Raw genomic sequence first — 1,517 nt, forward strand, 5'->3', positions numbered from 1 at the left:
GTTCGGCGGGGTTCCCCGCGTGTGGCGGGGGCCTTCGATGCACTGGACGGCCACGAACGGCGGCACCCGCACCTCCACGCTCGATCCGGGCGCGAGTTGCTCGAGGGTGCGGGCACTGAGCCGCACCGCGGCGGCGAGGTCGGGGCGCGGCGGCTTCTCGTCGCGCTCCCCCGCCACCCACGGACCGACCCGCTCGAGGGCGGTGCGCAGCTCGGCGGGGTCGACGGGTCTCCGTGGTGCCATATCGCCGCAGCCTAACGACCCGCGTCGCGCTCGGAGGCCTCCGGACGGGTCGCGACACCCACCGCGACGGCGCCGCCCGCATTGATCGCCAGGTGCAGGAGCATCGGGGCGAGGACGCTGCCCGTCCGTCGTCGTAGTTCGTCGAACACGATGCCGCTCAGGGCGGTGAGCACGACGGTTCCGGGAACGGAGTCCCCGGCGTGACGGGCGGGCACGACGTGCCAGAGCCCGAAAGCGACGGCCGTGAGCACCCGGTCCCGGCGTCGCGACGCCGGGCGCGCCAGCGCGTACAGCACCGAACGGAACATCAGCTCCTCGGCCAGAACCGTTCCGAAGGGAATGTGCACGAACACCCACTCGGTGTGGTCGGCGCGACGCGCTCCCGCCGCCATCCGTCGTCGCACGGGCGGAACGGTGAGCATCACGGCGTAGGCCGCGACCGGCACCACCGCCGATGCCGTCCCCCACAGCACTCCCCTGCCCGTACGGCGCCAGCCGAGCTCGGCTGCGGAGACACCGGCCGCACGGGTCGCCGCGGCGAGCGCGAGTCCGAACCCGGCGTTCGCTGCGGCTCTCCCCCGCGGACCGAGATCCACCGCCGGAAGGACGAGGTTGTTCCACGCGACCAGCACGGCGGCGCATCCCGCAGCGAGGAATCCCCCAGCGGGCCGCGCGCTCACTTCTCGGGCCCGTCGTGGTCGGCGAACGCCTCGAGGGCGATGCGTACCCGTTCGGTGTCGTTCTCGGTCCAGCCCTCGGGCCGGGTGACCGCGATCCACCCCTCGAGCACCGCCGACCCGTAGTTGTGGCCGTGCCCGTCGGGCACGCCGGCCGCGTTGGTGAGATCGGCGGAGACCTGCCAGAAGGTGACGAACGGGAACCACCGCATCTGCGGCAGCCGGTCGGGTCCGGGCGGCTCCGACAGCCAGTCGGGGCGGGAGAACAACAGGTCGGGCGACCACCAGACGACAGGATCGGAGGCGTGCTGGATGTAGAGCACGCGCGGCGACAACCACGGTGTGTCCGGCTCGTGGATCGCCTCCCGACTGTCGGCGAAACGCACGACGAGACCGTCCGCGTACACCGGCTGCACCTCGGTCGACCCGGGATCGCGGCGCTCGACGAGCTGCCGCCACAGGCGGTTGGAGTTGGGCGGGCCCACCCACAGCACCCCGTCCATCCGGGCACGGATCTCGGCGAGACTGTCGAAGGCACCCTCCCCGGACTGCGTCCCGAGACTCTCGCCGTAGAGGAACAGGTCGGGACGATCGTCC

The 1,517-nt window shown here is 72.6% G+C and carries 3 protein-coding genes; all 3 read right to left on the reverse strand.

Features of this window, described 5'->3' with window-relative positions; genetic code table 11:
* The coding region (locus tag R1101_RS0123275) for a sterol carrier family protein (protein ID WP_016935584.1) at positions 1–243 on the reverse strand (243 nt) is incomplete at its 3' end.
* Between the two features lie 11 nt (positions 244–254).
* Positions 255–923, reverse strand: a complete 669-nt coding sequence (locus R1101_RS0123280) for a CPBP family intramembrane glutamic endopeptidase (protein WP_016935585.1) — start codon at positions 921–923, stop codon at positions 255–257.
* A partial coding sequence (locus R1101_RS0123285) for an alpha/beta-hydrolase family protein (protein ID WP_016935586.1) occupies positions 920–1,517 on the reverse strand: 598 nt, incomplete at its 5' end. The genes R1101_RS0123285 and R1101_RS0123280, both read right to left, overlap by 4 nt.

The sequence above is a fragment of the Rhodococcus sp. R1101 genome, assembly GCF_000278445.1.
In the GTDB taxonomy this organism is placed as follows: domain Bacteria; phylum Actinomycetota; class Actinomycetes; order Mycobacteriales; family Mycobacteriaceae; genus Rhodococcus; species Rhodococcus gordoniae.